Origin of the sequence: Aquabacterium sp., assembly GCF_036279655.1 — a bacterium.
Lineage (GTDB): Bacteria > Pseudomonadota > Gammaproteobacteria > Burkholderiales > Burkholderiaceae_C > Aquabacterium.
The window spans coordinates 1-22,805 of the sequence record NZ_DASUIT010000031.1 but is presented as its reverse complement, the minus strand read 5'-3'; the positions used below and the strand labels follow the sequence as shown (position 1 = coordinate 22,805).

At 65.0% G+C, this 22,805-nt stretch carries 20 protein-coding genes and 1 riboswitch; of the genes, 12 read left to right on the top strand and 8 right to left on the bottom strand.

The window, feature by feature from the left end:
• Nucleotides 1-108: 108 nt before the first annotated feature.
• Nucleotides 109-1,701, bottom strand: a complete 1,593-nt coding sequence (locus tag VFW84_RS03570) for a UbiD family decarboxylase (protein WP_329679059.1) — start codon at nt 1,699-1,701, stop codon at nt 109-111.
• Between the two features lie 325 nt (nt 1,702-2,026).
• Between VFW84_RS03570 and VFW84_RS03565 the strand changes: the two genes are divergently transcribed.
• From VFW84_RS03565 to VFW84_RS03550, 4 genes are all read left to right on the top strand, one after another.
• Nucleotides 2,027-2,980 carry a lytic transglycosylase domain-containing protein gene (locus VFW84_RS03565; RefSeq protein ID WP_329679058.1) on the top strand — a complete coding sequence of 318 codons (954 nt, stop codon included), beginning with the start codon at nt 2,027-2,029 and terminating at the stop codon, nt 2,978-2,980.
• 25 nt (nt 2,981-3,005) lie between these two features.
• Nucleotides 3,006-3,140, top strand: a riboswitch (ZMP/ZTP riboswitch).
• Nucleotides 3,141-3,176: 36 nt separating this feature from the next.
• Nucleotides 3,177-4,427: a serine hydroxymethyltransferase gene (gene glyA, locus VFW84_RS03560; RefSeq protein WP_329679057.1), complete on the top strand. Its 1,251-nt coding sequence runs from the start codon at nt 3,177-3,179 to the stop codon at nt 4,425-4,427.
• 3 nt (nt 4,428-4,430) lie between these two features.
• Nucleotides 4,431-4,886: a transcriptional regulator NrdR gene (gene nrdR, locus VFW84_RS03555; RefSeq protein WP_329679056.1), complete on the top strand. Its 456-nt coding sequence runs from the start codon at nt 4,431-4,433 to the stop codon at nt 4,884-4,886.
• Between the two features lie 208 nt (nt 4,887-5,094).
• Nucleotides 5,095-6,543, top strand: a complete 1,449-nt coding sequence (locus tag VFW84_RS03550) for a PEP-CTERM sorting domain-containing protein (protein ID WP_329679055.1) — start codon at nt 5,095-5,097, stop codon at nt 6,541-6,543.
• A gap of 63 nt (nt 6,544-6,606) precedes the next feature.
• Here VFW84_RS03550 and VFW84_RS03545 read toward each other — a convergent pair whose 3' ends face one another.
• From VFW84_RS03545 to VFW84_RS03520, 6 genes are read right to left on the bottom strand one after another with little or no spacing between them, the layout of a single operon-like run.
• Nucleotides 6,607-7,065 (bottom strand): type IV pilin protein, encoded by a 459-nt coding sequence (locus VFW84_RS03545; protein WP_329679054.1) that lies wholly within the window; start codon nt 7,063-7,065, stop codon nt 6,607-6,609.
• 12 nt (nt 7,066-7,077) lie between these two features.
• Nucleotides 7,078-10,878: a pilus assembly protein gene (locus VFW84_RS03540; protein ID WP_329679053.1), complete on the bottom strand. Its 3,801-nt coding sequence runs from the start codon at nt 10,876-10,878 to the stop codon at nt 7,078-7,080.
• Between the two features lie 18 nt (nt 10,879-10,896).
• The gene (locus VFW84_RS03535; RefSeq protein ID WP_329679052.1) at nt 10,897-11,481 is read right to left on the bottom strand and encodes a hypothetical protein; all 585 of its coding nucleotides are present in this window, start codon (nt 11,479-11,481) and stop codon (nt 10,897-10,899) included.
• A 16-nt stretch (nt 11,482-11,497) separates the two neighbouring features.
• The gene (locus VFW84_RS03530; protein ID WP_329679051.1) at nt 11,498-12,532 is read right to left on the bottom strand and encodes a PilW family protein; all 1,035 of its coding nucleotides are present in this window, start codon (nt 12,530-12,532) and stop codon (nt 11,498-11,500) included.
• Nucleotides 12,529-13,110 carry a type IV pilus modification protein PilV gene (pilV, locus tag VFW84_RS03525; protein WP_329679050.1) on the bottom strand — a complete coding sequence of 194 codons (582 nt, stop codon included), beginning with the start codon at nt 13,108-13,110 and terminating at the stop codon, nt 12,529-12,531. The genes VFW84_RS03530 and pilV overlap by 4 nt, the downstream gene beginning before the upstream one ends.
• An 8-nt stretch (nt 13,111-13,118) precedes the next feature.
• Entirely contained in the window at nt 13,119-13,688 is a 570-nt protein-coding gene (locus VFW84_RS03520) for a GspH/FimT family pseudopilin (protein WP_329679049.1), read from the bottom strand.
• A 166-nt stretch (nt 13,689-13,854) separates the two neighbouring features.
• Here VFW84_RS03520 and ribD point away from each other — a divergent pair, with 166 nt between their 5' ends.
• The 7 genes from ribD to VFW84_RS03485 all read left to right on the top strand — a co-directional run bounded on the left by ribD (nt 13,855) and on the right by VFW84_RS03485 (nt 19,994).
• A complete protein-coding gene (ribD, locus tag VFW84_RS03515; protein ID WP_329679048.1) occupies nt 13,855-15,000 on the top strand; it encodes a bifunctional diaminohydroxyphosphoribosylaminopyrimidine deaminase/5-amino-6-(5-phosphoribosylamino)uracil reductase RibD in 1,146 nt (381 codons plus the stop codon).
• A 19-nt stretch (nt 15,001-15,019) separates the two neighbouring features.
• Nucleotides 15,020-15,655 (top strand): riboflavin synthase, encoded by a 636-nt coding sequence (locus VFW84_RS03510; RefSeq protein ID WP_329679047.1) that lies wholly within the window; start codon nt 15,020-15,022, stop codon nt 15,653-15,655.
• Nucleotides 15,656-15,736: 81 nt separating this feature from the next.
• A complete protein-coding gene (gene ribBA, locus VFW84_RS03505; protein ID WP_329679046.1) occupies nt 15,737-16,864 on the top strand; it encodes a bifunctional 3,4-dihydroxy-2-butanone-4-phosphate synthase/GTP cyclohydrolase II in 1,128 nt (375 codons plus the stop codon).
• 52 nt (nt 16,865-16,916) lie between these two features.
• Entirely contained in the window at nt 16,917-17,381 is a 465-nt protein-coding gene (ribH, locus tag VFW84_RS03500; protein WP_329679045.1) for a 6,7-dimethyl-8-ribityllumazine synthase, read from the top strand.
• Entirely contained in the window at nt 17,378-17,881 is a 504-nt protein-coding gene (gene nusB / locus VFW84_RS03495; protein WP_414638883.1) for a transcription antitermination factor NusB, read from the top strand. Before ribH ends, nusB begins: the two co-directional genes overlap by 4 nt.
• A gap of 43 nt (nt 17,882-17,924) precedes the next feature.
• Nucleotides 17,925-19,556: a serine/threonine-protein kinase gene (locus VFW84_RS03490; protein ID WP_329679043.1), complete on the top strand. Its 1,632-nt coding sequence runs from the start codon at nt 17,925-17,927 to the stop codon at nt 19,554-19,556.
• 3 nt (nt 19,557-19,559) lie between these two features.
• Nucleotides 19,560-19,994: a TssQ family T6SS-associated lipoprotein gene (locus VFW84_RS03485; RefSeq protein ID WP_329679042.1), complete on the top strand. Its 435-nt coding sequence runs from the start codon at nt 19,560-19,562 to the stop codon at nt 19,992-19,994.
• A gap of 12 nt (nt 19,995-20,006) precedes the next feature.
• On the opposite strand, the gene ppx is transcribed toward VFW84_RS03485, so the two are convergent.
• Nucleotides 20,007-21,533, bottom strand: a complete 1,527-nt coding sequence (gene ppx / locus VFW84_RS03480; protein WP_329679041.1) for an exopolyphosphatase — start codon at nt 21,531-21,533, stop codon at nt 20,007-20,009.
• A 595-nt stretch (nt 21,534-22,128) separates the two neighbouring features.
• Between ppx and VFW84_RS03475 the strand changes: the two genes are divergently transcribed.
• A partial coding sequence (locus tag VFW84_RS03475; RefSeq protein WP_329679040.1) for a ZIP family metal transporter occupies nt 22,129-22,805 on the top strand: 677 nt, incomplete at its 3' end.

The following is a 22,805-nucleotide window of genomic DNA, read 5'->3' as shown; positions in this document are numbered from 1 at the left end:
GTAAGGTTCGCCGCATCCCCGGACGCAGTGACTGCGCCGCTTTGGGTTGCCTGCTAGACAGGCAAGCTCAGATTAGCCGAGTCGTTCATCGCTGGCAAGTGTTTTGGATCAAGACCCTGCCAACTTGTTGGCGGCCAGGATCCCTTCGATGCGGCGGGTGACCTCGTCAGGCATGGTGATGGTGCGACCCCATTCGCGGCTGGTCTCGCCGGGCCACTTGTTGGTGGCGTCCAGGCCCATCTTGCCGCCCAGCCCGCTGATGGGCGAGGCGAAATCCAGGTAATCGATGGGGGTGTTGTCGACCAGGGTGGTGTCACGCACCGGGTCCATGCGGGTGGTGATGGCCCAGATCACTTCCTGCCAGTTGCGGATGTCCACGTCGTCGTCGACGATGACGATGAACTTGGTGTACATGAACTGACGCAGGAAGCTCCAGAGGCCGAACATCAGGCGCTTGGAGTGTCCGGGGTAGGCCTTTTTCATGCTGATGACGGCCAGGCGGTAGCTGCAGCCCTCGGGTGGCAGGTAGAAATCGACGATCTCCGGAAACTGCTTTTGCAGGATGGGCACGAAGACTTCATTGAGGGCCACGCCCAGCACGGCGGGCTCGTCGGGCGGCTTGCCGGTATAGGTAGAGTGGTAGACGGGGTCCTTGCGGTGCGTCATGCGCTGCACTTCAAAGACCGGGAACCAGTCCTGCTCGTTGTAGTAACCCGTGTGGTCCCCGAAGGGTCCCTCCAGGGCATGCAGGTGGCCACCGCGCTCCATGAGGGGCACGCCGTGTTCGCTGACACCCTTGAAGCCCGGCGCGGCGGTGGGAATGTGGCCTTCCAGCACGAACTCGGCACTGGCGGGCACCTGCAAGAGCTGATCGCCTTCGCCCACCTGGGTGTTGACAACTTCGGTGCGGCTGCCGCGCAGCAGGCCGGCGAACTGGTATTCACTCAGCGAGTCGGGCACGGGGGTGACGGCGCCCAGGATGGTGGCGGGGTCGGCCCCGAAGGCCACCGCGATGGGGAAGGGCTGGCCCGGGTTGGCTTGCGCGAATTCGCGGAAGTCCAGCGCACCACCGCGGTGTGCCAGCCAGCGCATGATGACCTGACGCTTGCCGATCAACTGCTGGCGGTAGATGCCCAGGTTCTGGCGGCGGCGGGGGTTGGGCACTCCTTGAGGGCCTCGGGTGACGACCAAGCCCCAGGTAAGCAGGGGGGCGGCGTCGCCCGGCCAGCACAACTGCACGGGCAGATCGCCCAGGTCGACCTCGGGGCCGGGGATGACCACGTCCTGGCACGGGGCGCGGCTGTGGGTGCTGGGCTTCATGTCCCACAGGGCCTTGGCCATCTGCAGGAGCTTGCCGGCGTCTTTCAGGCCCCGGGGCGGTTCGGGCTCCTTGAGGCTGGCCAGCACGCGGCCGATGTCGCGCAACTCACTGACATCGTCGGCGCCCATGCCCATGGCCACCCGCTTCGGGGTGCCGAACAAATTTGCCAATACGGGAATTTTGTAACTGCGGGCCCCCCCTTGAGTGGGATTGGAACCCCCCGTTGGATGGCTGAACCACAGGGCTGGACCGCCCGCGCGGAGCACGCGGTCACTGAGGGCGGTCATCTCCAGCCGCACAGAGACGGGCTCTGCGACGCGTTTGAGCTCGCCAAGCCGCTCCAGGCCTGCCACGAAGTCCCGCAAATCTCGGTATTTCATCTAATAAAAGGAATAAGAGGTGAGCTTCTTATGCTTGACTGGTTATTTCAAGCCTGCCTAGAATCCGCGCTTGTTTTCGATCCCGGGCATTTTCCTGGGGTTAACCCTCGGCGCTCAACGTGAGCGCCACGCTGCCAGCCTGGAACTGGAAGCCCCCTGTCGATGGGCGCCTCCGAGACCGAGCTGATTATCACCGTTGCCGTATGGCCCCTCAGCCTGGATTGGGTTGAGGAGCACGGAGCGCCAGCGGGCCGACCGGGCCCGCCGCGAGCCCTCTGATGCGTGCAGCGGCCGAGAAAGGAGAGTCATGACAGCGTTCTGGAGTATGAAGGTTTGGCGAGTGGTGGCAGCCGATGTGCTGTTGGGCATCCGCCATGTGAGCCACAACACCCTGGCCCTGGTGGGCCTGTCGGCGGTGGTGTCTGCCGTGTTTTTGTCCGGGCGTGCCGACGTGCGCCATCAACTGGAAGAGCAAGTGCTGGGCTGGCTGGAGCAGCGTGCTCTGGCGCGTACCACCCTGGCGGATGAGGCCGCCCCCAGCGACATCTTGCTGGCCATGGCAGAGCCCGAAGCGATCACACGTGCCACGGCCATGGATCCGGCCGAGCTGAACCGTCAGCAGGCGGCCCTGGTGAGCTGGATCTCGCGCCGCTACAGCGTGGCCCCCGAGCCCATCAGCCGCCTGGTGCAGGAGGCCTGGTCGGTGGGCAAGAAGGCGGGCGTGGAGCCCACCTTGATCCTGGCAGTGATGGCCGTGGAATCGGGTTTCAACCCCTTTGCGCAAAGCCACGTGGGAGCGCAGGGCCTGATGCAGGTCATGACCGGCATCCACCGTGACAAGTACGAGATGTTTGGCGGGCGCCGTGCGGCGTTCGACCCGGTGACCAACCTGCGCGTGGGCGTGCAGGTGCTCAAGGACTGCATTGCCCGTGCGGGCAGCCTGCAAGAAGGCTTGAAGCACTACGTGGGCGCGGCCAACCTGACCCATGATGGCGGTTATGCCAGCAAGGTGCTGGCTGAGCAGGCCTACTTGCGCGAGGTGGTGCAGGGCCGCAAGGTGGCCTTCAACGCGCCCCTGCCTCAGCCGGGTGCGGAGCTGCCGGCGGCTGTGGCCACGCCTGATTCGACCGTGAACGCCCCTCAGGCGGCGGCCCACCCAGCGGCCCCTGCGGCTTCCGGTGCAGTGGCCCCCTTGCCCGCGGTGGCTCCGACGGTGGCGCCCGCCGCCAGCGAAGCCCCCCTGGTTCGCCGGGTGGAACAGGTGGCCCTGGCTCGTTGAGCCGCGCTTGAGTACAATCATCAATTCAACGCCGCGCGACTGGCGATAGACGGTCCTTGACTGGGCCTGAGGTGGTGAACCACCGGGGAGCGCGGCCTGCGGGTGTCTCACACATGCCGTGTGCGGCCCCGTGGTTCAGCCGTTCGCCTGGGCAGCCCCTTTGTGGGTCTTCAACCTTGAAGAGGACTGCCGCGTCATGTTTGACCGTGCCCAACACACCATCGCCCATGTCGACGCCGAGCTGTGGGCGGCCATCCAGGCCGAGAACCAGCGCCAGGAAGACCACATCGAGCTGATCGCTTCCGAGAACTACACCTCGCCCGCCGTGATGCAGGCGCAGGGCTCGCAGCTGACCAACAAGTACGCCGAGGGCTACCCCGGCAAGCGCTACTACGGTGGTTGCGAATACGTGGACGTGGTCGAGCAACTGGCCATCGACCGCCTCAAGCAGCTGTTTGGCGCCGAGTACGCCAACGTGCAACCCAATTCCGGCTCGCAAGCCAACCAGGCCGTGTTCTTCGGCCTCCTGCAGCCCGGTGACACCATCATGGGTCTGAGCCTGGCCGAAGGTGGCCACCTGACCCACGGCATGCCCCTGAACATGTCGGGCAAGTGGTTCAAGGTCGTGTCCTATGGCCTGAACGCCCAGGAAGACATCGACTATGACGCCATGGAGCGTCTGGCCCGCGAGCACAAGCCCAAGCTGATCATTGCTGGCGCCTCCGCTTTCGCGCTGCGCATTGACTTCGAGCGCTTTGCCAAGGTCGCCAAGGAAATCGGCGCCTACTTCATGGTGGACATGGCCCACTACGCCGGCCTGATCGCCGCAGGTGTCTACCCCAACCCCGTGCCTCACGCCGACGTGGTCACCTCCACCACCCACAAGAGCCTGCGTGGCCCGCGTGGCGGCATCATCCTGATGCGCGGTGAAGAGATCGCCAAGAAGATCAACAGCGCCATCTTCCCCGGCATCCAGGGCGGCCCCCTGATGCACGTGATCGCTGGCAAGGCCGTGGCTTTCAAGGAAGCCCTGTCGCCCGAGTTCAAGGCCTATCAGCAGCAAGTGGTCAAGAACGCCGCAGCCCTGGCCGACACCCTGACGAAGCGTGGTTTGCGCATTGTGTCGGGTCGCACCGAGAGCCACGTGATGCTGGTGGACCTGCGGCCCAAGAACCTGACGGGCAAGGAAGCCGAGGCCATCCTGGGCGCCGCCCACATGACCTGCAACAAGAACGGCATCCCCAACGATCCGCAAAAGCCGATGGTTACCAGCGGCATCCGCCTGGGCTCGCCGGCCTTCACCACCCGCGGCTTCAAGGAAGAGCAGGCGGTGCAGGTGGGCAACCTGATCGCCGACGTGCTGGACAACCCGCACGACGAGGCCACCATCGCCCGCGTGCGCGAGCAGGTGTCGGCCCTGACCAAGGCTTTCCCGGTCTACCGCTGATCCATGCGTTGCCCTTTTTGCGGCCATCACGAGACCCAGGTCGTCGAGACCCGGGACTCGGATGAGGGCGACTCGATCCGCCGCCGTCGCCGTTGCAACGACTGCGACAAGCGCTTCACCACCTACGAGCGTGCCGAGGTGGAGTTGCCGGCCATCGTCAAGCGCGATGGCCGCCGCACCGACTACGAGCGCGACAAGCTCAAGTCATCCCTGATGCTGGCATTGCGCAAGCGCCCGGTGGGCGCCGAGGCCGTGGAGACGGCCATTGAGCACATCGAGGCCAAGCTGCGCCAGTCCGGCGACAAGGAAGTCGATTCGACCCTGCTGGGCGAGCTGGTCATGAAAGAGCTGCGCAAGCTGGACAAGGTGGCCTATGTGCGCTTTGCCTCGGTGTACCGCAGCTTTGATGACGTGAGCGAGTTCGTGGCGGCGATCAAGGAAAGCGGCAAGAAGAACTGAGCCAAAGGGAATCCCCCTTAAGGGTTGACGTGCAGGGCATTGTTGCGATGCAGCAAAGGGTTATCCCCCGGATGGGGGTTTCCTCGATGCCGGCCCGGAAGTGGCGCTTGGTTTGTCGCATAGTTGCTCGCTTCTGACGGGCGAGCGCCAGCAATGTGTGTTCGGGCTCAGTGATTCCCGTCAGTTCTTATGAACGGGAGATGACTTGATGAATGTGTACACACGTGTGACCAGCGCGATCGTGCTGGGTGCTGTGGGTTTGCTGGCCAGCCAGTCGGCTTCGGCCGGTGCCGTGCTGACTTATGGTCAGACCACGATTGGCGTGAACGACTCGGGCGAGCTGAATTTCACGACCACGACGGACGCTGGTGATTCCATCACTTATGGCGTGTCGCGCGCTGGGGTGGGGGATGCCATTTCCCCCGGTTGCTTCTGTGAAGGCTGGGGCGTGAGCCTGATCAGCAACGAGCAGAGCTTTGCCACCTGGGCCAACCAGGACAGCGGTTCGGGTGGCTTTGGTCTGGTCAATTCCTTTGGCTCTGTCGGCAACACGGCAACCTCCTTTGTCAGCATGGATGGCGTGGCCGTGACGGTGCGTCAGGCCTATGGCCCTTCGCTGGCGGCTGACGTGTTCCAGAACCAGGTGACCATCACCAACAACACGGGTGCGACCATCGACAATCTGGTCTACCGTCGTTCGATGGACTGGGATGTGCCCCCGACGCAGTTCAATGAATACGTGACGCACTGGGGTGTGCAGGCCAACCTGACCAGCAATGGCGGCAATGTGCTGTACGCGAGTGATGACGGCTTCGTGAGCAGCAACCCGTTGACAGCGGCGTCGCCCATCGATGGCAACACGGTCAATACCGATTTCTACCGCAGCGGTCCGAGTGATCACGGTTCGGTGTTCGACTTTTCCTTTGGCTCGCTGGCCGCAGGTGAAAGCCGCATCTTCAACATCTATTACGGCAGCGCAGCCAATGAGGCTGAAGCGGTCTCGAAGCTGACCTCGTTGGGGGCCAATGTGTATTCACTGGGCCAACGCAGCGAATACCTGCCGGTGGAGGGCGGCGGCGGCGATGTGCCGGCGGCGTCCATGATGGCGGTGTCCTCATCCGATGCGCCGGTGGACCCGGGTGCTGAGCCCACCTTCCTGTTCGGCTTTGGCGGCGTGGCGGGTGTCGAAGTGGGGTCGTCGCAGGATGTGCCTGTGCTGCCATTCAATCCGGCTCCGGGGCAGTTTTTCTTTGACGCGCCGGTGTCTGGCCGTTGGTTTGATCCTCCGTTCGCCGAAGGTTTTGACATCAGCCTGACGGACGCCACCTTCACCAGTGTGACCGCGCCAGAAGGTTTCGAGGACCTGATCCTGCTGGCGGCAGACGGGACCATCCTGGATGACGATTTTGACGCGGGTGAGACCTTCTATTTCGCATCCGGCGTGTCGGTCTTCAAGATCCGCGGCACCCACCTGGACACGGCTTCAGACACGTTCTCGACGGCTTTGCCACTGCGACTGGACTTCACGCCTGGCGCGACGTCCATGACCTGGACGGCTGCCCTGGCACCGGTGCCCGAGCCGAGCAGCTATGCGCTGATGCTGACCGGTCTGGCCGCTCTGTCGCTGACGGTACGTCGCCGCAACAGGCAGAACTGAGCGCCTTTCACTGCGCCAAAAAAAAGCACCTCCTTGGAGGTGCTTTTTTTGTTTGGGGCCGTGTTACTTCCAGCAGTCCGCTACGGTTTTGCCTGATCCGCTGACGCTCTTGGCGTTGCGCTGGTTGATGCTCAGGGCGCCGCAGGCGTCCGTCGCCATGGTGCCTCCTGAGCGGGGTGTGGCTGTCAATACAAAGGTGGTGTCGGTGGCTACGACGGTGATGTCGTAGTTGGGGCTGGCGACATTGAAAGGCACGGTGCGCAGGGACGCAGGCAATTGCGGTTGCGCACCATTGACCAGATAGCCGTTGTTGGCGTTGTACAGCCGTTGCATGAACTGCTGTGCCTCCAGCAAAGCGGCCTGCACTTCGGTGCGACGTCCGCGTTGAACGTGCTGGGTGTAGGTGGGCACAGCGATCGCCGCCAGAATGCTCACGATCGCCACCGCGATGAGAAGCTCAACCAGGGTGAATCCGCGTTTTCCAGGCTCGCGAACTGGGCCGTGTGGGTGCTCGATCAGCATATGCGGGGGTCCTTAACGGGGGTAGTTCTGAATCTGGTGCCAGTAGCGCTGTGTGTAGCGTTTGGCACCGCAGGTCGCGGTCGACAGACCGGAGCCCTCGAGTTGAATGGGTGAACCACCGGCGCAGGGCTGCTCCAAAGGACAGTCCGGGCAGGTGACCTTCTTCTTGATGACGGGCACCATGCGCCCGTCGGAGGTCACCTCGATCACGCCCACCTCGGTGTCCGTGGCGTTGATGACACCGTCACCATTGACGTCGAAGGTCGCGAACTTGGGCATGCCGCCCGTCAGCGGATCGATGGCGAATGTAAAGCCCGCAGAGGTCACGGGATCACAGTCATCGTTGGGGGTGGTCGGTGCGATGGTGTTGAAGAAGGCCAGTCCGCCCAGGATAAAGGGGTCAAAGATGTTGCGCTGACCTGTTGCCAGGGTCATGTTGACGTACCAGCCCCGCTTGGCGCTGCTGCCTGTCCAGATCACGCCGTTTTGCGACACCTTGTAGTACCTGCCTGACTTGCCGATGATGACCGTGGGCGTGATGGTCTGTTGGACCAGTTGGCTGGTGCCCGAAACGCTGACCGTGCTGGCCGATGACTTGCCCACCACGGTGGGATCCCACACGCCATACAAGGTCTGACCATCGGTGTTTTGCTCATCGCCTGTGGCGTAGAGCCGGCCTGTTCCGAACAAGACCATCAGGCCGCCCGAGGGGTGAGGCATGAAGGTGGGGGCCGCTGTGATGGGCTGAGAGCTGGAACCTGCGTAAAGGGGCATGCCACTCAGACCGGCTTTCCAACTGCCCGACGTGGTGGCTTCGAGGTCGAAGCGCCAGAGATTGCCTTTGGCATCGCCGGCATAGGCTGCGACCACCGTGCGCTCGCTGTTCCTGACCAGCGTCACGCCGCCCAGGCCATTGCCGGTGGCGCTGCCAGCGGGGATCGCGGTGATCAGGCTGCCATCGCTGAGGTTGACCACCATCAGATAGGCCTTGCCGTCCGTGCTGTCCAGACCATTGCCAAAGATGGCGGCCCATTGCCCGTTCATCATCCTGCCCACAGCCACCGGGTTGGTGACATAGCCCAGCTTGCTCTTGGCCGTGAAGCCGTTGGAGGCCATGGTGTTGATTTCCCACATCACCGAGTTGGCATTCAGACTGGTCGGGGTGGTCGTGTCCATTTTCAGGGCGAAGACAGACTTGCCGCCAGCGCCGGTGCTGCCCACCAGGACGTTGGTCCAGGTGCTGCCCAAATAGGCGTCCGATTCGGTCATGGGGCCATCGACGAAATAGCGATGGGAGTTGGTGGCCACTTCGTCGGTCGTGCCGCCGTAGTTGATGTCCGCCAGCCGAGCCAGATTGCCCATCACGGCCTGAGGGATGAAGGCAAAGACTTCCTTGCCGTTCGAGTCGTCGAAGGCGTGCAACATGCCGTCATTGGCACCCACGAACAAGGCACCGACGCTGCGCTTCTTCTTGGAGGACACGAAGCTGCGGTAGGTGCTGCGACCCGCAGCGCCGCTGGGCAGGAACTCGTAGCTGAGGTCCACATTGCCCTTGATCAGGGTGGGCATGCTGTTGACCACATCGCCGAGCAGGCCGCGGTTTTCTTCACCGGTCTTGCGCACGCTGCAGACGGTGGTGCCAGGCATGTCGCCGCGACAGCGATAACCGTTGCCCTCCAGGCTGCGGTCACCGCGCAGGAAGTTGATCAGACTGTCCGGCGCATCGGCCGCCAAGTTCCAGAGTGCTGCAGCACGCATGTCGGTTGACAGCGTGTTGTTGAACTCCACGGCGGATGCGCCGTTCCAGATGAAGATATTGCGGAGGTTGGCCGCGGGCAGTTGCTCGGATGCCTTCCAGACGATGCCGCCAGTGCTGCCTGTGGACATGTCATAGGCCGTGATGTCTCCGATCCATTGCGGTTGAGAGAAACTGGGCACGTACTTCTTGCTGCCACTGGTGATCACAAAGGACGACACCGCCACGCCTGAAGGTGCCGTTTGGTCGTCGAAGATTTCGCGGAGCGTCGCGTCCAGAGCGTCCTGGAACTCCTGCGGATTGGATGCGCTGAGGTACTTGCCACGCCCATTGACGGCGGCATGCCACAGGTCATCCACGGCCGTGGCGCCATCAGAGACGGGCGCAGGCCAGCCGCCAGAGGGGGGGGCTCCCAGCGCAGGGTCCTTGGTGCCTGTGATGCCCAGCCCCACGGTGAAGGTGGTCAGGTGTTGCCAGAAGGCGTGGTCCAGTCGGTCAATGCCTTTGGCAGCACTGTAGAAAGGCTTCTTGAGATTGTCTTCGTACATCTCGACGGACAGGTTGTTCTTGATGTCCGGGCGCAGATCATTGACCCAGTAGTACTGGGCCACGTCGGCCAATGTGCCTGTGTTGCCGTCCTTGTACGGAGAGGTCGCTGCAATGCCATCGGTGGCAGCCGTGGAGTAGGTGTAAGTGCGTCCGTCCCGGTTGTCGGCGATTGCGGTGCCGTTGTTGCCGTCCCAGTTCGTGCCGTTGATGGTCGATCGGGCAGCGTCGAGGTTCCAGTAGCCATCGGTCATGAAGATGTGATAGCTCTTGCGGCAACTGAGGTGGCTGCTGGTGTCTTCGACGCCAGAGCCGGGTGTCTTGCCCCAGGGGCCTTTGCTGTCTTTGACCATGAAATACTGGCCAACGTCATCCATGGCGCGACGCAAGGGGGTGCCGCCGTTGTATGGCACGGTATAGAGCCACGAGAAGAAATTGGCCCGTGGGGTCGTGCTGACCTTGAAGTCACGCACCCCGGACACGATGGTCTTGCTGGGGGCGCCAGAGATGTTGTCCACCGAGGTGCTGCCGCTGTAGTTGATGCGGCCGTAACCCAGGCGGAACGGTTCGGTGAGCTTGGAGAAGGCCAGGCTGGTGGCGCCCCGTGCCAGCAAGCTGCGTGTGCGGTAGTAAGTGAACCAGTTGGCAAAGTTCTGCCGCTCTTCAGCCAGGGAGCACTTGCCGTCGGCCCGCGAGACGCAGTCGGTGCGGCGGTCGCCTTTGGTGCTGGCGGTCGTGTCGTCGATGAAGGTTTTTTCGTCAGTATTCAGATTGACCAGGACGTAGTTGTTGACGTCGTTGATCTGTGTGGCTGTGGCCGTGGCAGGGTTCAGTTTGAACCGGAAATAGACCGCAGGATTGAAGCTGGCGGGGGCCGTGGTGGTGGCATTGTTGGCCGTGCACCACCCCTTGGGGCCGGTGCCTGATCCACTGGGGGCGGTGGGTACCGGTGACGTGGTGCTGAGGTTGACGGTGACATTGGATGCATCGCTGTCACCGGTGTTCCAGATGTAGCGGGGATCGATCCGCGCAGCGGTGTAGGACGCATTGCCGAAGTCTGGGTCGGTGGGGTTGGCTTTGGCCCAGGGACGATAGCGCACGGCCGGGTTGTAGTAGATCTTGTTGAATTGCGGAGAGCGCAGGCGGAGATTGGACGTGCCAAAACTGCTGGAAACGTCTGTGCGAACCACGCAGGTCTGACGGATCACATAGCTCGAAGGAATAAAGGAGGGCAAGCGCGACAGATTGTCACTGGGATGGAAGAGCGGAAAGATGTTGTTCGACATGCCGGCCCAGACCGAGTCCGGGGCATGCGAGAAGGCCATCGAACCTGAATCGTCCAGCGTGTAGAAGATGTTGGGGTCGGTCTTGCCGCTGGCTCGGCTGAGCAGTGATTTCTGAGAGGGGGCGGCGGTGGCGGCCGACCAGAGGCCTGCCATCAGCAGCAGGCAGGTCAGTTGAAGGGCCGAGCGAACGCTCGCGGCGGCACGGGAGTGATGAGTGCGGTACATGGATCGACTCCTGCGGGATCAAAAAAGTGGGATCGAGAGGATGGACTGCAGCCAGACCTCACCGCCGGTGGAATTGGCGCCACGGCGGTAGTCTGGGCTGAACCCCCGGACAGTGATCAGCAAAAGCTCGTTCTGATCCTTGATGGATGGGGCACCGGCGGTTTCGGCCATCAGCGGAGGGGGCAGCGAAAAGCGCTGGACCAGGCATTCAGGCGTACGCGGGTAGCTGATCAGGCCATTGGTGGCCAGGATATTTTGGGGAACGCTGGCCACGAGGGCGTCATCGCTGAAATTGTTGCGGTTGCGCCAAAGCTCCAGGCCCTCCCCAGTCTCCTCCTGAATCACCACAGCGGAAACGTTGCCCCGGACCGCCAGGCGCGCCTGAAGCTCGCACCAGCGCAAGCCGGCTTCGGCCGCCTGCATGGCCAGACTGTTGCCACGCAGGCTGGCGGCAATCTGCCCACTCGACATGGCCAGCTTGATGGCAATGGCGGAGCCGGCGGCAATCACCCCCATCATGATCAGGGCGATGACCAGGACGATGCCCTGCTGTGGTGCGCGAGATGGAACCGAGGTCCGGCTGGAATGTGGTTGGGTGGTCATGATCTGGACGGCGCCATCAGAAGGCGCACCTGCTGGGGTTGGGCCTGGCGGCGCCGGGGGCTGCGGTGGCATCTGCGCAGGCAGGGGTTCGGTTCTTGAAACCGGTGTTGATCGAGACGGTGCGGTAGAAGCGCAGGTCATTGGGCACGACCCGCACCCCGTTGCAGTCCACATAGGGGGTGGGTTGATCCATGGCGTTGGGCTCGGAGGCCATCAGCAGGCAGATATTGATGCTGACAACCCGCCGCCAGTTGTCGATCGGCAGGTTGGTGGTGGGAGGCGAGGCAGGCAAGGCCAGCACTTGGGCGGCGGTCAGGTACATGACCGGCTCAAAGAAGGGCACTTGCAGCAGGTCTGCCTGGGCGGCGGTGGGAACATCGGCCACACCGTAGGTGATCTGCATGTCCAGCACGTTGTCGACCAGCGGTTGCCCAGCGCCGACGTTGCCGCTGCCGGCGCAATACAGGGCATTCATGCCGGTTTGAGGATTGGGTGCGATGTAAAAGCGGTTCTCTGCCAGCCGGTAGTTGACGCCCGTGCCCATGTCGGACGGTGTGGTGGCAGGAACGGCCTGCCCCAGGCAGTCGGTGGGCAGACCCGCTCCGGTGGGGATGGTGTTGAAGTTGTCGGCCTCATACATGACGGCCACGGCATCAGGGGCGGCCCCAGGGGCGCCGCCGTTGCAGTTGATCGCCGTGTAGTTGGGGGCATTGAGGTTGGCGATGCCGTTTTCGCAGCCCAGAACGGACGGGCCGGCAAAGTGGGTGTTGGGGGTTCCCGCTAGATTGCCCGCTGGGGACATGTAGGTGCGCATCGTGCTGTAACCCGCGACACGCAAGTGCCAGTTCAGGACGTTGGCGATGATGGCGGCTTCGTCGTCGAGCCGGGCCTGGGCGCTCTGGCGCGCGCCTGACTGGTTGCCTCCCACCGAGGACAGCATCACGGCGCCCAGGATGACAAAGCCGATCACCAGCGCCACCATGAGTTCGATCAGGGTGCGGCCAGCCTGAGTGGGAGCCATGCTGCGGCTCAAGGTCGGGGTGCCGTTCATAGCTGGATCCTGAAGAGCATGCATTGGGGGCGAGGATTGGGATTGCCCATGGCGGCCGGGCAGTTCGTGGTCAATTGCTGGGTGGCTGCGTCAGCCGCATCGTCGGCTTCCGCGCCCAGCCAGAGCACCCACAGGTCAATCACGGGCGCCTGGACGTTCGGGGGAGGGACTGTCAGGGTGGAGATCAAACCACCGCCCGGCAGGGCTTGTCTGGCCGCCTCTCGCCATTGAGCCAGGTCCACGGCAGCCAGTTGCACCGGTGTGCAGGGGATGGCCGTGTTGCATGGTTGTGCCGGTGGCGGAACAGCCGCCCGCAGGGGAGCGTAGGGGACGGTATAGACATAGCCACCGGCCTGGGCGCCCGCCGTGTTGGCGCGCACCATTTCGGCAAAGCTGCTGGCCAGTTCGGTGGCCATGCTTCGGCTTTGCGCGTCCTTGCTGAGTCGGGTGGCTGTGGCCTGGATGCCCACCATGGCCAGCAGACCAATGGCCAGCAGCAGGGCCGCCACCAGCACTTCGATCAAGGAGGCGCCCCGGTGTTGTCGGTGAGGGCGCAGGAGGGGGGTGGAACCGTACATGCGGGTGCTCATGGGTTGAGGAGTGCGATACGTGCTCTGCCAACGACGTCGATGACAACCGTCTTGCTGAGCTTGCTGGAGAGCTTGTCCGAACTGTCGGGATAGATCGTGAACGTCGTGTTCGGGAAGGGGGCCCCGCGTACGGGCAGGCCATTGCCCTGGAAGGTGATGAAGTAGCCCGCCGTGTTGACGATGACACCTCCGCTGCGCGGAAAGGCACCCTGAGATGAAATGATGGTGTCGCCAGCATCGATCACGCCACGGGCGCCGGCCTGGGGGTCGTCCTCAAAGACAATCCAGCCCGAGGCCCAGCCCAAGGTGCCACCACCAGCCGAGCAGGTCGGGGCGGCAGCGTCCGGGTTGTCACTGGGGCAGACCGTGACCAGACGGCCGCGGCGGATGGCCTCGGCGCGGGCGAGCCGGAAGCTGCTGGCCAGACTGGCGACCTGACTGTCGACGAGTTTGCGGTTGCTGAAGTTCTGCAGTTGCGGTATGCCAATGGCCGCCAGCGTGCCGATGAGGGCCAGAACCACCAGGGCTTCCAGAAGCGTGAAGCCCCGAGCGATGCGGGGGAGCATGGACGCAGATGGGAGTGGAGACTTGTGCATGGCTTGATTATTGGAGAGGCGAGGGCCAGGGCGGGGCGGCAGTTGGACGAACGGTTGTCTGGTGGTGACGAGCGGAGCATCGCCAGCGTGGACAATGGACACTTGGCAACATTTTTTCAACCTGAGGACATCACGGATGCGGGCGCAAGAGACGGGGGAAGGGGTGGATCGGTGGCCTGAGGCCCTGGCCCTGGCACGCCGGGCCATTGCCCTGTCCGAGCCCAATCCCCGGGTGGGCTGCGTGATCACGTCCCCCCAGGGCGAGCTGATCGGCCAGGGCCACACCCAGCAGGCGGGTGGCCCCCATGCCGAGGTGATGGCCTTGCGGGATGCCCAGGCACGAGGCCGGTCCGTCCAGGGGGCGACCGCCTGGGTGACGCTGGAGCCCTGTGCCCATTTCGGGCGCACCCCGCCGTGCGCCGATGCCCTCGTGAAGGCCCAGGTGGCCCGTGTCATGGTGGCCCTGGCCGACCCCAATCCGCTGGTGGCGGGGCAGGGGGTGGCGCGGCTGCGCGCGGCGGGCATCGCGGTCGATGTGCTGCCCACCGACCACCCGGCAGCCGTTGAGGCGCGGGAGCTGAACATCGGTTTTCTGTCCCGCATGAGCCGCCAGCGCCCCTGGGTGCGCGTGAAGATGGCGGCCTCGCTGGACGGGCGCACCGCCTTGCCGGACGGCCAGAGTCAGTGGATCACCGGGGAGGCGGCGCGGGCCGACGGCCATGCCTGGCGGGCCCGGGCCACGGCGGTGCTCACGGGCATCGGCACGGTGCTGGCCGACAACCCCCGCATGGATGTGCGCGCCCTGAGCGTGGCGCGGCAGCCCTGGCGGGTGGTGCTCGACTCGCACTGGCGCCTGCCCCTGGATGCGGCGCTGCTGGGACAGACGCCGGGCGACGTGCTGGTGCTGGGGCTGGCCGAGCAGGCGCCCGAGCGTCAGGCCGCCCTGGCGCAGGCAGGGGTGCAGGTGGTGCCCCTGGCGGCCGATGCGGCGGGCCGCCACCCGGATCTGGCCCAGGTGCTGGCCGAGCTGGCGCGCCGGGGGGTGAACGAGTTGCACGTGGAGGCAGGCGCAGCCCTCACGGGGTCTTTGATCCAGGAGGGCTGGGCCGACGAGCTGCTGGTGTATCTTGCGCCCAAGCTGCTGGGGCCCGGACGGGCGCTGGCGGATCTGGCGGTGCTGCCCAGCCTGGCGCAGGCGCCTGAGTTTGTCTGGCGTGAGGTGGCGATGGTGGGCGGCGATGTCCGACTGCTGGCGCGTCGCCCCGGCGCCGATCATTTCTGAGTCTCAAAGGATTGTTTTCATGTTCACCGGCATCATCACTGGCGTGGGCCAGATCGTCGACTCCCAACCATTGGGTGATCAGGCCAGCCACGGCCGCCGCCTGACGGTGCAAGCCCCTGCGGGCTACCTGGATGACGTGGGCCTGGGCGACAGCATTGCCCACAACGGCGCCTGCATGACCGTGACCACGTTCGATGCGGCCACGGGGCGCTACACCATCGATGTGTCGGCCGAGAGCCTGGCGCGCACGGCCGGCCTGGATGGGCTGGGCCGCGTCAACCTGGAAAAAGCCTTGCGCGCCAACGACCGCCTGGGGGGACACCTGGTCTCCGGCCATGTGGATGGGGTGGGCGAGGTCAGTCGCTTCGAGCCTGTGGGCGAGTCCTGGGAGTTGCGCATCCGCGCCCCGAAGGCCCTGGCGCGTTTCCTGGCCTACAAGGGCTCGATCGTGGTCAACGGCGCCAGTCTGACGGTCAACAGCGTGTCGGACGCGCCGGACGGCAGTGCCGAGTTCAGCATCAACCTGATCCCACACACCATCGAGAACACCTCGCTGGGCGATCTGAAGGCCGGCACCCGGGTCAACCTGGAGGTGGACCTGATCGCCCGTTATGTGGAACGCATGTTGTCGGTCGAAGGCAAATTGCCGTCCTGAGTCGGCCACAAGGGCCGCCGCTTCGTGGGGCTGCCCTGGTGTTTTCCCCAAAACAGGGTGGCGCCCCCCTACAATGTCGGGATGGCCATTTCTCCTATTCCTGAACTGATCGCCGAGTTGGCAGCGGGCCGCATGGTCATCCTGGTGGATGAAGAAGACCGCGAAAACGAAGGCGACCTGGTGCTGGCGTCCGATCACGTGACGCCAGAGACGATCAATTTCATGGCCAAGTACGGCCGTGGGCTAATCTGCCTGACCCTCACGCGCGAGCGCTGCGAGCAGCTGCAGTTGCCGCCCATGGTGTCTCGCAACGGCACCAAGCATGGCACGGCGTTCACCGTGTCCATCGAGGCACGCGAGGGCGTGACCACCGGCATTTCCGCCGCCGACCGTGCGCGCACGGTGGCCGCTGCCGTGGCGCGCCATGCCAAGCCGGCCGACCTGGTGCAGCCGGGGCACATCTTCCCGCTTCAGGCTCAGGATGGCGGCGTGCTGATGCGCGCGGGGCACACCGAAGCCGGTTGCGATCTGGCAGGCATGGCCGGGCTGACCCCGTCGTCGGTGATTTGCGAGATCATGAACGACGACGGCACCATGGCGCGCCTGCCCGATCTGGAGGTGTTTGCCAAGGAGCATGGGCTCAAGATCGGCACCATTGCCGACCTGATCGAGTACCGCAGCCGCAACGAAACCATCATCGAAGGGTTGGGCTCGCGCACGCTGCAGACGCCTGAAGGTCCCTTCGAGACCCGTGTGTTCCGTGACCGCACTGGTGCCGTGCATCTGGCGCTGACGCTGGGCATGACCCCGGGCAGCCTGAAGGCCGACGACGAAGTGCTGGTGCGCGTGCACGAGCCCTTGTCGGTGATGGACTGGCTGGATGCAGGCAGCCGCGCGCACTCCTGGCCGCTGGCCAAGGCGTTGGCCCAGATCCGCGAGGCGGGGCGGGGCGTGGCGGTATTGCTCAATGTTGGCGACGACAGCGAGCGCCTGCTGGAGCAGTTGCTGCCGGCCCCCACCGAGGAAGCCCCCAAGGCGGCCATGGACCTGCGCACCTACGGTGTGGGTGCCCAGATCCTCAAGGCTCTGGGCGTGCACCGCATGCGCTTGCTGGGCAATCAGCGTCGCATGCCCAGCATGGTGGGCTTCGGGCTGGAGGTCACAGGTTTCCTGACGGCGGACGGGCAAAGCCTGCCGCCAGGGCATTGAAGACGCCCCTTGAATTGTTCTTTGACGCTTGTTCTTTTGGGATTGAATCACTATGCAAGGCGCTGACAAAGGCCAGGCCGCCAACCTTGATGGGCGTGACCTGCGTATCGGCATCGTCCAGGCCCGTTTCAACGACGCGCTGACGGGTCAACTGGCCCAGGTATGTACCGATGAACTGCTGGCCCTGGGCGTGCAGCGCAAGCACATCCAGCATGTGACCGTGCCAGGCGCCCTGGAGGTGCCCGTGGCTCTGCAGGCCATGGCCGACAGTGAGCGCTTTGACGCACTGGTGGCGCTGGGCTGCATCATCCGTGGCGAGACTTACCACTTCGAGCTGGTCGCCAATGAGAGCGGCGCGGCGGTCACGCGTGTCAGCCTGGATCACCACATCCCCATTGCCAACTGCATCCTGACGGTTGAAAACGAAGCCCAGGCTGTCGCCCGGGTCGAGGAAAAGGGCCGAGATGCGGCCCGCGTGGCCGTCGAGATGGCCAACTTGCTGGACGAACTGCTGTGAACGACCGCGTGGACCCCACCCCCCAGACGACTCGCAAGAGCGCCCCGGTGCGCGATCGCACCAAGTCGGCACGCCGCCGCGCCCGCGAGTTCGCCTTGCAGGGCCTGTACGAGTGGCAGATCAACCCGCGTGAGGTGTCCTCGGTCGAGGCCAATATCCGTGAGCTCGAAGAGTTCGCCAAGTGCGATCGCATGCACTTCGATGCCTTGCTCAAGGGCTGCATCGAGTTGCGCGAGACCCTGGACACGCACCTGTTGAAGTTCCTCGATCGGCCGCTGGAAGAGTTGTCGCCCGTGGAGCACGCGGTGCTGTGGGTGGGTGCCTATGAGCTGGCCCACTGTCTGGATGTGCCCTACAAGGTGGCGATCAATGAGGCGGTCGAGCTGGCCAAGAGCTTTGGCGGCACCGATGGTCACAAGTATGTCAACGGGGTGCTGGATCATCTGGCCCCTGTGTTGCGCCCCGATGAGGTGAAGGCGACCCGACCCCAGCGGGGCTGATGGCCGTTTGCTTGAGCGCTGTTTTGTCTGCCAGGGAGGTGGCATGGTGAACACACCGCAGGATGATGATGCTGAACCTGTGATCCTGGAGCACGATGACCAGGACACGGTGGCTGCGACGCGCCCTTTGCCCGAGGCTGAGCCGACCGAGCAGCAGCGCACCGCGCCCGAAGCACTGCCGACCATCGGCCATGTGGGGCGCTATGCCCTGAAGTACTGCATCGGCGAGGGGGGGCTGGGCACGGTCTATGCCGCCCATGACCCGCTGCTGTCGCGCCTGATCGCCATCAAGACGATGCAGGTGAGCCTGCCCGAGCAGGACCGCGAGCAGTTCAATGCCTTGTTCCTCAACGAGGCCAAGGCGGCAGGCAGCCTGAGTCATCCGCACATCGTGACCGTGTACGACGCGGGTGCGGGTGCGCAGGGCACTTACATCGCCATGGAGTTGCTGCGTGGCAAGGACCTGCGGCAGTTGCTGGCCATTGGCTGGCGGCCCACGCCGGGGCAGGCCGCGCTGATCGTGCGCCGGGTGGCCGATGCCCTGTCCTACGCCCACCACAAGGGCGTGATCCATCGGGACGTCAAGCCCGCCAACATCTTCATGGTCGGGCGCACGCAGCCGCGGGTGCTGGATTTCGGGATCGCACGCATCCGTCAGGTCGAGTCCCAGGTCAGCGATGGCATGAGCCGTTTTGGTGAGCTGGTGGGCGGATCACCCCACTACATGGCGCCGGAGCAGGTTCGCCGCGAGCCGGTGGATCGGCGTGCCGATGTGTACTCGCTGGGGGTGGTGCTCTATGAATTGCTCACGGGGCGCAAGCCCTTCGGGGGCAGCGATCTCGATGAGATCACCACGGAGGTGCTGACCAAGGCGCTCCGTCCGCCGCATGAGCTCAATCCCGAGGTGCCCCAGGCCCTGTCGGAGATCGCCATGCGGGCGATGGCGCGTGACTTGGTGCAGCGCACGCGCTCGGCGCGCACCTTGTCTCAGGAGTTGCGCGAGTGGCTCGATGGGCAGGCCGATGCCGGTGTGGCCACGGTGGGCAAGTCTGGCAAGGCAGAACCCAAGGCAAGCCGTCAGGCGGCACAGCCGTCGGTGGCGTCTTCTGGAGCGGGATCTCGCACCGTCATCTTGGCGGGGGCGGGTGCGGTGGCCGCGGCCTTGCTGGTGGGGATCGCCTGGGTCGGTTGGGGGCAGGTCAGCAAGGGGCCGGTCAAGCCGGCCAGCGATGTGTCTGCTGCCTCACAGGCGCAGCCTGTGGTGGCGCGGCCGGCGGTGGTGGCTCCAGTGGTGGTGCCGCCCGTGGCCGCGGCGGCCTCGGTGGCGCAGCCCGCAGGTGGTGCTGCGCCCTTGGCCGTGTTGCAGCAGGCGCCTGCTGCCGCCGTGCCCGCACCGGTGTCACAGGCGCCCGCGCCTGTTCAGCCGCCTGCGACGGTGGCGCCCGTGGCAGTGGCTGCCAAGCCGGTGCCCACAGGCACGGTGCGTCTGGCGATCAGCCCCTGGGGGCGGGTCTTCGTGGGGCGCCGCGCCATGGGGGTGACACCGCCGCTGACCCAGTTCTCGCTGCCGCAAGGCCAGCACACGATCACGGTCCGCAATGATGACTTCCCGGCGTACACGCAGACGGTGGATGTCAAGGCGGGCCAATCCGTCACGGTGACCCACAGTTTCTGAACCATGAACGCTCACGCTCTTGCTGCCTCTCCTGCCCGTTGGGGGCTCAGTGCCTTGATGGTGGCCTTGATGGCCGGTTGCGCCACGCCGCCCCCGCCAGCGACGCGCCCTCCCGCCGACATGCCGGCCGAGCGCGTGGCGGCGCCGGGCGAAACCGCTCTGGCATTGGGGGTCAAGTCTTACCAGAGTGCGCAGTATGTCGAGGCCGAGACCCAGCTCAAGGCCGCACTGCAACTGGGCTTGTCGATCGGGCCTGATCGGGCCAGTGCCCACAAGTACCTGGCCTTCATCTATTGCACGAGCCGGCGCGAGAGTCTGTGTTCAGCCGCCTTCAAGGCTGCGCGTCAGGCGGACCCGGCCTTTGCCTTGAGCAAGTCCGAGGCCGGGCACCCGATGTGGGGCCCGGTGTACCGCAAGGCGCTGCCGCCCGCGCCCTGATCGCCGCGGGCCTCAGGCCAGATGGATGATCAACTGGCGGTCGCCATGCTGCGACCAGCGGGCTGATTCTTCGGCCAGCAAATGGAGGGTGCGAGGGTGTTGTTCGGCCCAGCGCCGCTGCAGTGTCAGTTCCGTGCGACCGCGGCCCTGTTTCAACTGGGCCAGCCGTGGCGGCAGGTCCAGGCGGGCGTGATGCAGGATGGCGGCCAGCCGCAGACACAGCACCTGATTCATCACGGTACGGTCGTGGCGGTGTTCGGCCAGCTTGGTGAGTTCGCCGCGCTGACCCAGCACCAGGGTGGCCAGGCGACGCAGTTGGGACTGCGAGAAACCGGCGGCGTCCACATGGCTGAGCAGATAGCTGCTGTGACGGTGGTGGTCGTGGTGGGAGACCATCATGCCGATCTCGTGCAGATCCCCGGCCCAGCCCAGTTCACGGGCTGCTTCACCATTGACGCGGCTGCGCCCTTCATGGAGGCTGGCCCACAGCAGCAGCGCGCGACGGCGCACACGATCGGCCTGCACGGTGTCGGCATGGAAGCGCCGTTGCAGTTCGCGCACGGCGGCGTCGCGCGGGTCGGGCAGGCGGTGGTTGCGGTTGGCTTCGATGCGCTCTTCGAGGTCGAAGATCACGCCCTGGCGCAAGGCTCCTTTGGCGGGATGCATGATCTCGATGTCGAAATGCATGGCCAGGGTGTAGAGAATGGACAGGCCACCGCCGAGCACGGCTTTGCGATCGGCTTTGAGACCTGGCAGTTCAAGCAGGTCCATGTGGCCGGCCTTGAGACATTGCTCGATGCACCAGCGCAGGCTGGCCGGGGTGATGCTGCCATCGGTGATGCCGCTGGCCTGCAGGATCTGCGAGATGGCGCCCACGGTGCCCGATGAGCCCAGGGCTTCGCGCCAGTGGTTGCGGGCAAAAGGCAGCAGGGCTTCTTCGAGTTCGGCGCCGGCTTCGATCTGGGCGGCACGGAAGGCTTCGCGCGTGAAGCGGCCGTCCGGGAAGTGTTTCATGGACAGGCTGACGCTGCCGATGCGGAAGGACTCTGCCTGAGAGGCAGCGCGGCCGCGGCCGAGGATCATCTCGGTGGAGCGCCCGCCGATGTCGATGACCAGGCGGGGGAGTTCGCTGGGTTGCAGGCGAGCCACACCCTGGTAGATCAGGCGGGCTTCTTCGCGACCGGAGATCACTTCAATGGGGTGACCGAGCACGGCATTGGCGCGGTGCAGGAAGGCATCGCGGTTGCGGGCTTCGCGCAGGGTCTGGGTGGCCACGGCACGCACTTGTTCGGGGGCAAAGCCCTTGAGGCGGCTGGCAAACAGGCTGAGGCAGTCCAGGCCACGTTGGGCGGCCTCGTCGGTCAGCATGCCGTGTTCGTCGAGCCCGGCGCCCAGGCGCACGGTCTGCTTGAGGTAGTCGATCCGCTTGTAGCGACCCCGGCTGATTTCAGCGATTTCGAGCCGGAAGCTGTTGGAGCCGATGTCGATGGCGGCGAGGACGTCGGGTCGACGGGGGGAGGTGCGGGTGCCTGCGGTCATGGGGAAGCATTGTCCCCGAAGATGATGACGCTTGAATTGGGTGGTCTGACGGGTGGCGGGTTGAGCGTTTTGGCGTGAGAGCGTGGGGCGCGGGCCGAGGGGGCCTCTGTCCGGGCTTCACGGGGGCGGTCCCGCTACGCGCGCCCACCCCGACGCTCCGCTGCTCGGCGCCCCCGAGGCGCCCGGCCAGAGCCCCCCTCGGCCCTTCATCGCCCCACTGGTGGCATGCGAAGAGCCCGTACGCCATGCCGTCGTGAACGCGCTTGGGGCCTATGCATGCCACGAGCAGGGCGACCAAGGGCGGAGGGGGCCTGTCGGGCGGGCGCCTGAGTGGGTGCTGAGGAGCGGAGGCGGGAGGCAGGCGTGCGTAGCACGCATCAAGCTCAAACTCGTTGGCGTTGTTTGAGCGAAGAGCCCGCAGGGCGCGCAGCGAGTTCGCCAACGCTGCCTCCTGCCGAGCACCGCAAGGCAGTCCCGCGCAGCGGGACCACCCACTTGAAGCCCGGACGACAGGCCCCCTCCGACCCAGCCCTGCGCTCCCCCGACAAAGCGCTCAAACCCGCAGCCCGCTTGACAGGATTGCTAAGATGAAGCCATGACGCTTGTATATATCCTGTTGGCCACCCTGCTGGGGGGTGTCGTGTCCGTGGTGCTGGCAGCAGCACTGTCGGCCCCCTTGCTTGGCCTGATCGTGCGTCACCTGGTGAGCCTGTCCACCGGGGTGCTGCTGGGCACGGCCTTGCTGCATGTGTTGCCAGAAGCCTTCCAGACCCATGCGCCACCCGATGCCTTGTTCCTGACCCTGCTGGGGGGCTTGATGTTCTTCTTCCTGCTGGAGAAGGCCGAGCTGTATCGGCATGGTCACCACCATGAGCACGATGACCACCACCACCACCATGGCTTCGATCAGCAGCAGGCGGGGCGTGGGGGCTTGAGCGTGCTGGTGGGCGACAGCATCCACAACTTCTGTGATGGGGTGCTGATCGCCGGGGCCTTCCTGCTCGACCCTCAACTGGGCGTGGTGACCTCGCTGGCGATCATCGCGCACGAGATCCCGCAGGAGGTGGGCGACTACATCGTGCTGCTGAACGCCGGCTTCAGCCGGGCCAAGGCGCTGGTGTACAACGCGCTGTCGGGGCTGGCCTCGGTGCTGGGCGGCGTGCTGGGCTACCTCATCGTGGGCCCGTGGGAGGCGCTGTTTCCCTACCTGCTGGTCGCCGCCTCCAGCAGCTTCATCTACGTGGCCGTGGCCGACCTGCTGCCGCAGTTGCA

Bases quoted from the DNA above. Each gene is read 5' to 3' on its own strand.
- VFW84_RS03540 (WP_329679053.1), bottom strand. From the start codon at position 10,878: ATGTACCGCACTCATCACTCCCGTGCCGCCGCGAGCGTTCGCTCGGCC.
- VFW84_RS03550 (WP_329679055.1), top strand. From the start codon at position 5,095: ATGAATGTGTACACACGTGTGACCAGCGCGATCGTGCTGGGTGCTGTG.
- ribD (WP_329679048.1), top strand. From the start codon at position 13,855: ATGCGGGCGCAAGAGACGGGGGAAGGGGTGGATCGGTGGCCTGAGGCC.
- VFW84_RS03535 (WP_329679052.1), bottom strand. From the start codon at position 11,481: ATGACCACCCAACCACATTCCAGCCGGACCTCGGTTCCATCTCGCGCA.
- nrdR (WP_329679056.1), top strand. From the start codon at position 4,431: ATGCGTTGCCCTTTTTGCGGCCATCACGAGACCCAGGTCGTCGAGACC.
- VFW84_RS03520 (WP_329679049.1), bottom strand. From the start codon at position 13,688: ATGCTCCCCCGCATCGCTCGGGGCTTCACGCTTCTGGAAGCCCTGGTG.
- VFW84_RS03530 (WP_329679051.1), bottom strand. From the start codon at position 12,532: ATGAACGGCACCCCGACCTTGAGCCGCAGCATGGCTCCCACTCAGGCT.
- VFW84_RS03485 (WP_329679042.1), top strand. From the start codon at position 19,560: ATGAACGCTCACGCTCTTGCTGCCTCTCCTGCCCGTTGGGGGCTCAGT.
- ribH (WP_329679045.1), top strand. From the start codon at position 16,917: ATGCAAGGCGCTGACAAAGGCCAGGCCGCCAACCTTGATGGGCGTGAC.
- VFW84_RS03490 (WP_329679043.1), top strand. From the start codon at position 17,925: ATGGTGAACACACCGCAGGATGATGATGCTGAACCTGTGATCCTGGAG.
- VFW84_RS03545 (WP_329679054.1), bottom strand. From the start codon at position 7,065: ATGCTGATCGAGCACCCACACGGCCCAGTTCGCGAGCCTGGAAAACGC.
- VFW84_RS03570 (WP_329679059.1), bottom strand. From the start codon at position 1,701: ATGAAATACCGAGATTTGCGGGACTTCGTGGCAGGCCTGGAGCGGCTT.
- ribBA (WP_329679046.1), top strand. From the start codon at position 15,737: ATGGCCATTTCTCCTATTCCTGAACTGATCGCCGAGTTGGCAGCGGGC.
- pilV (WP_329679050.1), bottom strand. From the start codon at position 13,110: ATGTACGGTTCCACCCCCCTCCTGCGCCCTCACCGACAACACCGGGGC.
- glyA (WP_329679057.1), top strand. From the start codon at position 3,177: ATGTTTGACCGTGCCCAACACACCATCGCCCATGTCGACGCCGAGCTG.
- VFW84_RS03510 (WP_329679047.1), top strand. From the start codon at position 15,020: ATGTTCACCGGCATCATCACTGGCGTGGGCCAGATCGTCGACTCCCAA.
- ppx (WP_329679041.1), bottom strand. From the start codon at position 21,533: ATGACCGCAGGCACCCGCACCTCCCCCCGTCGACCCGACGTCCTCGCC.
- VFW84_RS03565 (WP_329679058.1), top strand. From the start codon at position 2,027: ATGAAGGTTTGGCGAGTGGTGGCAGCCGATGTGCTGTTGGGCATCCGC.